The organism is Microbacterium sp. NPDC055357 (assembly GCF_053644835.1).
The window spans coordinates 69,548-76,427 of record NZ_JBSHLZ010000007.1; the positions used below are offsets into that span (position 1 = coordinate 69,548).

At 68.9% G+C, this 6,880-nt stretch carries 10 protein-coding genes; 4 read left to right on the plus strand and 6 right to left on the minus strand.

Translation table 11 applies throughout. The features are described from left to right. Positions 1-207: 207 nt before the first annotated feature. The 5 genes from ACWICD_RS10775 to ACWICD_RS10795 all read right to left on the minus strand — a co-directional run bounded on the left by ACWICD_RS10775 (position 208) and on the right by ACWICD_RS10795 (position 2,254). Positions 208-462, minus strand: coding sequence for a glutaredoxin family protein (locus ACWICD_RS10775; protein ID WP_376131447.1), 255 nt, complete (start codon positions 460-462; stop codon positions 208-210). Continuing rightward, complete coding sequence (locus ACWICD_RS10780; RefSeq protein WP_376131444.1) at positions 459-761, minus strand: rhodanese-like domain-containing protein; 303 nt, start codon at positions 759-761, stop codon at positions 459-461. Before ACWICD_RS10780 ends, ACWICD_RS10775 begins: the two co-directional genes overlap by 4 nt. 87 nt (positions 762-848) lie before the next feature. Next, on the minus strand, positions 849-947 hold the full coding sequence (locus ACWICD_RS10785; RefSeq protein WP_003792170.1) for a 30S ribosomal protein bS22: 99 nt from the start codon (positions 945-947) through the stop codon (positions 849-851). A gap of 83 nt (positions 948-1,030) precedes the next feature. Beyond that, positions 1,031-1,222, minus strand: coding sequence for a helix-turn-helix domain-containing protein (locus ACWICD_RS10790; protein ID WP_179519823.1), 192 nt, complete (start codon positions 1,220-1,222; stop codon positions 1,031-1,033). Positions 1,223-1,324: 102 nt separating this feature from the next. After that, positions 1,325-2,254 (minus strand): TetR/AcrR family transcriptional regulator, encoded by a 930-nt coding sequence (locus ACWICD_RS10795; protein ID WP_454140139.1) that lies wholly within the window; start codon positions 2,252-2,254, stop codon positions 1,325-1,327. A 97-nt stretch (positions 2,255-2,351) separates the two neighbouring features. Between ACWICD_RS10795 and ACWICD_RS10800 the strand changes: the two genes are divergently transcribed. Both ACWICD_RS10800 and ACWICD_RS10805 read left to right on the plus strand, forming a co-directional pair. After that, positions 2,352-3,269, plus strand: coding sequence for an ATP-binding cassette domain-containing protein (locus ACWICD_RS10800; protein ID WP_376131438.1), 918 nt, complete (start codon positions 2,352-2,354; stop codon positions 3,267-3,269). Next, positions 3,266-4,114 (plus strand): ABC transporter permease, encoded by an 849-nt coding sequence (locus ACWICD_RS10805; protein ID WP_454140140.1) that lies wholly within the window; start codon positions 3,266-3,268, stop codon positions 4,112-4,114. Before ACWICD_RS10800 ends, ACWICD_RS10805 begins: the two co-directional genes overlap by 4 nt. A gap of 31 nt (positions 4,115-4,145) precedes the next feature. Here ACWICD_RS10805 and ACWICD_RS10810 read toward each other — a convergent pair whose 3' ends face one another. Further along, positions 4,146-4,553 (minus strand): ArsR/SmtB family transcription factor, encoded by a 408-nt coding sequence (locus ACWICD_RS10810; protein WP_376131433.1) that lies wholly within the window; start codon positions 4,551-4,553, stop codon positions 4,146-4,148. A gap of 133 nt (positions 4,554-4,686) precedes the next feature. On the opposite strand from ACWICD_RS10810, the gene ACWICD_RS10815 reads away from it, so the two are divergent. Next, entirely contained in the window at positions 4,687-6,066 is a 1,380-nt protein-coding gene (locus tag ACWICD_RS10815) for a TrkH family potassium uptake protein (protein ID WP_454140174.1), read from the plus strand. Next, positions 6,059-6,730, plus strand: coding sequence for a potassium channel family protein (locus ACWICD_RS10820; RefSeq protein WP_376131430.1), 672 nt, complete (start codon positions 6,059-6,061; stop codon positions 6,728-6,730). The genes ACWICD_RS10815 and ACWICD_RS10820 overlap by 8 nt, the downstream gene beginning before the upstream one ends. Positions 6,731-6,880: the final 150 nt, after the last annotated feature.

Below are 6,880 nucleotides of genomic sequence, written 5' to 3' on the forward strand. Positions count from 1 at the left end.
CTCGTCCCCCTACGCCCCCCCCCCACCCCCTACCCCTTCCCGCGAGCCGGCAACGGCGCGCAGAGACAAGGGGCTTCACCCGCTGTCTCGACAGCCCGTTGCAGTCTCGCGGTCAATACGGGGATGCTGCGCGGCGGGGCGCGTCAGAGGGCCGGGGCACGTCCGGGGGGCGAGGTCAGGGGGCCGGGGCACGTCCGGGGGGCGAGGTCAGGGGGTGAGGGCGGCGCGCAAACGGTCGGGCGCGATGCGCCAGTGACCCAGCAGGTCGCCGTCCACGAGCACGACCGGGATCTTCTCCCACCACTGCGCGTACAGCGCGGCGTCGTCGACGATCGAGCGCTCCTCGACCTCGATCACGTCGGCGACGTCGTCGGGCAGGTCTGCCAGCACGTTCTCGATGACCTCGCGTGCGACGTCGCACAGGTGGCAGTCGGGCTTGCCGATGAGGGTGAGGGTCGTCACCGCAGTCCGTCTTCGGTGGGGTATCCCGCCGCGACCCAGTCGTCCGTGCCGCCCTCGACGTTCGCGGCGTCGTAGCCGCGGGCCTCGAGCACCTCGACGGCCTGCCCCGAGCGCACACCCGACTTGCAGATGACGTCGAAGCCCTCGGCGGGCAATTCGTCGAGGCGTCCGCCGAGCGTGGACATCGGCAGGTTGATGGCGCCGGGGACGCGAACGGCCTCGTACTCCCACGCCTCGCGGACGTCGATCAGCGGGCGGTCGGTGCGGTCCTTCAGCTCATGCACGTCGATCGTCTGCATGGGTCTCCCTCCGGTCGGCGGCAAGACACGAAGCGCCCCTTCGGCAGGCGGAGAGCCTGCCCGGGGGCGCTTGGTGTCGGATGCCGCTTACTTCTTGTTGCGGCGCTGGTGGCGAGTCTTGCGAAGCAGCTTGCGGTGCTTCTTCTTCGCCATGCGCTTGCGGCGCTTCTTGATGACAGAACCCACGGAAACCTCACTAGATCGGGGTCTGGACGCAGAGTCGTCTGCGCCCGGGAACGGGCAATACGGAAAAAATGCCTCGTGACAGCTTACCCGACGTCGGCGATGGGTCGCTGCAGAGCTGCGGTCACGGCGGATTCGGGCACGCGATAGCTGCGGCCGAAGCGCACAGCGGGAAGCTCTCCCGCGTGCACGAGCCGATACACCGTCATCTTCGACACGCGCATCAACTCTGCGACCTCAGCGACGGTCAAGAACCGCACGTCAGGCAGTTCTGCCATGCCGCCCCTCCTCCATGTATCCCCAGTTATGTGCACACTCTAGAGTCACGAGCATACGCGTGTAAACCCGCGTGGCACGTGTGAATGCTGGGACGGGAGTGCTCAGTCGCTTCGCCGCTGTCGCGCCACCCGCTCGCGGGCATCGCGTGCGACCTGGCGCTCGAGCTTGCGGGCATCCCGCAGTGCCTTCTCGGCGTCGCGCGCAGCCTTGCGCGCGTCGCGGAACTTCTTGTCCCCCTCGATGTCGGCATCGTCGACGCCCACCCACGCCGCACGCTCGGGGGCATCTCCCGCCGCGACCGCCGCGATGTGCGCCTCGAGACCGTCGAGGCTGCGCTCGAGCCCGAAGCCGAACGGATCCGAGTCGTCGAGGAACACCCCGGCATCGATCGCTTCGCGCAGCGAAGGATAGGCGTCCGCCGTGATGAGCACCCGATAGAGCGCGTCCTCCTTCACCGTGATCGCGTCGCCGTCGACACCGATCTCGTTCTGACGGCGCAGATAGCCGGCGATGACGGTCCCCGCCCACCGCGCGTGCCCCGTCACGAGAAGCAGCGCCGCCAGCCGCTCTTCGTGTGACAGCGGCGTCCCGGCGAGCGCCTCGAGACCGGCATCCATCCACGCGGCGCTGTTCGGCGTCGTCGGTGCTCCGCTGATGGGGATGTCGAGCATCCACGGATGCTGCAGATACCGCTGCAGCTGCTCGCGGTAGACCGCCGTGAGCCGCTCACGCCAGCCACCGGCCGTGCGCGCCGCTTCGGACGGCAGCCCGGTCGCCTCCTCCTGCATCAGCAGGATCAGGTCGTCCTTCGCGGTGATGTAGCGATACAGCGACATCGGCGTGAATCCGAGACGCGCGGCAACGGCTGCCATCGACACGGCGCCCAACCCCTCGGCGTCGGCGATCTCGACGGCGGCGTCGACGATCCGCTCGACACTCATCTCGCGCTTCGGTCCGCGCTGCGGGTTCGCGGCGATACCCCACGCGAGAGCGACACCGCGGGGAAGCTCGAGATCTGCGGCATCCGTCATGGGGCTCAGTCTAGGACTGTCTAGCCGGTAAACAGTGTGTTACCGTCATAAACAGTTACCGTCGTAAACAGTTTCCACCCTATACAGAGAGGTTCCCATGAACGATCCGATGCCCGCTCCCGCCATCGAGGTCCGGGGCCTGCGCAAGTCGTTCCGCCGGCAGAGCGTCCTGGACGGCCTCGACCTGACGGTCGAACGCGGCGAAGTCTTCGCCCTCCTCGGCCCCAACGGCGCCGGCAAGACGACCACGATCAACATCCTCACGACCCTCGCGCAACCCGACGAGGGCACCGCGTCGGTCATCGGCATCGATGTCGTCCGACAGCCCGACGAGGTCAAACGACGCATCAGCCTCACCGGCCAGGCAGCCGCCGTCGACGACGTGCTCACCGGCACCGAGAACCTCGTCATGCTCGCCCGCCTGTCCGGCTTCGCGCCCCGCCGCGCGCGGGAACGCGCGGCGGAACTGCTCGAGCGCTTCGACCTGACGGATGCCGCGGGCAAGCGCGTCGGCGCCTACTCGGGCGGAATGCGCCGTCGCCTCGACCTCGCGCTGAGCTTCGTCGTAGCCCCCGAGGTCCTGTTCCTCGACGAGCCGACGACGGGTCTGGACACGCGCAGCCGTCGCGAGCTGTGGGAGGTCATCCGATCCCTCGCCGACGCCGGCACGACCGTCTTCCTCACGACGCAGTATCTCGAAGAGGCGGACCACCTCGCCGATCGCATCGCGGTTCTCGATGGCGGACGCGTCGTCGCGATCGGCACGGCCGCGCAGCTGAAGGCGCGCATCGGCGGTGACACCGTCGAGCTGCACGACGCGCACGGCGGCCTCCTCCGCGAAGTCCCGACGGACGGCACGGTGTCGGGTCTGCGACGTGCTCTCGACGTCCTCGACGAGCAGGGCGTCGACGGCACCGTGACTCTGCGTCGTCCGAGCCTGGACGACGTCTTCCTCACCCTCACCTCGCCCGAGGCGCGTCGCGCCGCAGCGCGCCCCGTCGAGGAGCTCGCATGATCCCCGCGCCGACGTCACCCGCCGCTGACGCGTCGCGAGGCGCGGGCCCATCCCGGACCACCGTCGCCCCCGCCCTGCGGCCGCGCGTGTCGGGACTCACCGCCGAGAGCGTCTTCGTCGGCCGCAGCCTCCGGCATTCGCTGCGCGACGGCGAGTCGCTCCTCATGGCGGTCATGCTCCCGGTCATGCTCATGCTGCTGTTCACGTTCGTGTTCGGCGGCGCGATCGACCCGTCCGGCGGGTACGTCGACTACGTCGTGCCCGGCATCGTCCTGACGTGCGCGGGCTTCGGCGCCTCGTCGACGGCCGTCTACGTCGCCGGCGACATGAAGGCGGGGATCATCGACCGCTTCCGCACGATGCCCATGCGCGCCAGCGCGGTCCTCACCGGACACGTCGTGGCGAGCCTGCTGCGCAACCTCCTGGCGACGGGGATCGTGATCGGTGTCGCGCTGCTGGTGGGATTCCGCCCCACGGCCGACGTGTGGGGCTGGATCGGCGCCGTCGCGGTCATCGCCCTCTACATCCTCACGATCACCTATCTCTTCGCCGCGATCGGACTCGCCGCCGGCAGCCCCGAGGGCGCGAACGGCTACGGCTTCATCATCCTGTTCCTGCCCTACCTGTCCAGCGCCTTCGCACCGATCGACACGATGCCGTCGTGGCTGCAGCCGATCGCGCAGCACCAGCCGGTCACGCCCGTCATCGAGACGATCCGGGGCCTGCTCCTGGGCACGCCGATGGGCGATTCGGCGTGGTGGGCGCTGGGCTGGTGCGCCGTCATCCTCGCGGTCTCGATCGCGTGGGGCTCCTGGCTGTTCCGCCGCAAGGCCGGCCGCCGCTGAGCACCGGGGACTGCCCGGGCGCCGGCGGGAGTCAGCGTCCGGGCAGCCTCTTGAGCGCGTTCGCGACGGCGTACCGAGCGGATGCCGCGGCCCGGCCGACGACGTCCGCCGCGTGCGCGGCGGACTCGGGAAGAGTCGACGCAGCGGCGAGGCCGTAGTCGGTGCCGTCGCTCAGGAACGGCATGAGCCAGTCGTCGATCTGGTCGAGTGGTTCGGGCGCGAGGCTGTAGAACCGGTGCTGACCCTCTTCGCGCACCGATACGAGATGGGCCTCGCGCAGCACCTTGAGGTGCTTCGAGACCGTGGGCTGGCTCGCCCCGAGCTCCTGGACGATCTGCGACACGCTCGTGCCTCGCTCACTCGCGGCGGAGCGGTCGAGCAGGAGTCGCAGGATGTCGCGACGGGTACCGTCCGCGATCACGTCGAAGATGTCCGCCATGTGCTCAGATTAGCCGGGCGCTCCGCGGAGTACCATGAGGCCCTACCGTGGGACGGTGACGAGGAGGACGCCTATGGCGGACGCGAGACGCGCGTCTGGCAGGTCGGTCCTCCAGCGGGTGGGCCACGACGTCATGGAGTTCTTCCGCGATCTGACGCAGCGCTCCCCCGCCCGGGTCGCGATCCTCGTCTACGTCGCGCTGATCCTGCTGTTCACGGGGCTGTTCTCGCTGCCCGTCGCCGCCGCCGACGGCGGCGTGACCCCCTTCGCCGACGCGTTCTTCACCGCCGTCTCGACGATCTGCGTCACGGGGCTCGCGACGGTCGACATGGCCACGCACTGGTCGCCGTTCGGTCAGGTCCTGGTCTTCCTCGGCGTGCAGATCGGGGCGCTCGGCGTGCTCACGATCGCGTCGATCCTGGGACTGGTCATCTCGCGTCGGCTGGGCCTGCGCGCCAAGCTCATGGCGGCGAGCGATTCGAACCCGCTGCGCAGCCACGGCGGTCCGGTCAACGAGGGGCAGACCGTTCAGCTCGGGCAGATCGGCAGTCTGCTCGCGACGGTCGCGCTGTCCACGCTGATCATCGAGGCCGTGGTGGCGGTCCTGCTCTATCCCGGGCTCCTGCTCGCCGGCATCCCCTGGCACACCGCCGCGTGGGAAGCGCTGTACTTCGCGGCGATGGCGTTCACGAACACGGGCTTCACGCCCAACGCCGAGGGTCTCGCGCCGTTCGCGCACGACTACGTCTTCCTCACGGCGCTCATGGCGGGGGTCTTCCTCGGCTCGATCGGATTCCCGGTCATCTACACGCTGCGCAAGCACCTGTGGCACGTGCGCCGGTGGTCGCTGCACACGAAGCTCACGCTCATCACGACCGTCGCGCTGTTCTTCGCCGGCGGTGTCGTCTTCCTCATCCTCGAGTACGACAACCTGCTGACCCTCGGCCCGCAGGATGCGTTCGACACGACGTTCCAGGCGTTCTTCCTCTCCGCGATGACCCGTTCGGGGGGCTTCTCCCTGCTCGACGTCGGCGAGCTCAATCAGTCCAGCCTGCTGATGGCGTGCATGCTCATGTTCGTCGGCGGAGGATCCGCCTCGACGGCGGGCGGCATCAAGGTGACGACCCTCGCCGTCATCGGCCTCGCCGTCTGGTCGGAGGCCAGGGGACGCGCATCCAATCAGGTCTTCGGCCGCAGGATCCCCAGCGACGTGCTGCGCGTCGCGCTCTCGGTCGTCGTGTGGGGCGCCACGATCGTCGCGCTGTCGACGATCATCATCACGCAGATCACGAAGGCCGACCTCGGCGACGTGCTGTTCGAAGTCATCTCGGGCTTCGCGACGGTCGGGCTGTCGACAGGTCTCACGGCCGAGCTGCCCGACGCCGCGAGTTACGTCCTGGCCATCACGATCCTGATGGGCCGCGTTGGTACAGTGACTCTCGCCGCGGCGGTGGCCGCGTCATCCCGTTCGCAGCTATATTCGCTGCCCGTGGAAAGGCCCATCGTTGGTTGAGAAGATCCGCAGCGATGCGCCTGTCCTCGTCATCGGGCTCGGGCGCTTCGGCGCCGCGTGCGCGGGTGAGCTCGACCGTCTCGACCGCGAGGTGCTCGCGATCGACGCGAGCCTCGATCTCGTGCAGAAGTGGTCCGAGCGGGTCACGCACACCGTGCAGGCCGACGCGCGCAACATCGACGCGCTGACGCAGGTCGGAGCGCAGGACTTCCAGATCGCCGTCGTCGCGGTCGGCACGTCGATCGAGGCGTCCGTGCTCATCACGGCGAACCTCGTCGACCTCAAGATCCCGCAGATCTGGGCGAAAGCGGTCTCGCAGTCGCACGGCAAGATCCTCGCGCGCGTCGGCGCGAACCATGTCGTCTACCCCGAACGCGAGGCCGGAGAGCGCGTCGCGCACCTCGTGAGTGGCCGCATGCTCGACTTCATCCGCTTCGACGACGACTTCGTGCTCGCCAAGATGTACCCGCCGCGGTTCATCCGGGGCGTCGGGCTCAACGAATCGGGCGTGCGCACGAAGTACCGCGTCACCGTCGTGGGCGTGAAGAGCCCCGGCAAGCCCTTCCGCTACGCCGAGGCCGACACCGTCGTGACCAACCACGACCTCATCATCGTGTCGGGGACGAACTCCGACATCGAGCGCTTCGCCTCCCTCGACCGCTGACCCGCCGCCCTTTCTGACGGCGAGACTGCAACGGCGGGCCGAGAGTGCGGGGTAACCCCCCCACCCATTCGTCCCCGTGGAGGTTCTAGTGGTGATGCGCGCCCCGGGAGGGGCGGGTTAACCACACGGGGATGAAGCTTCGGGTCCGGA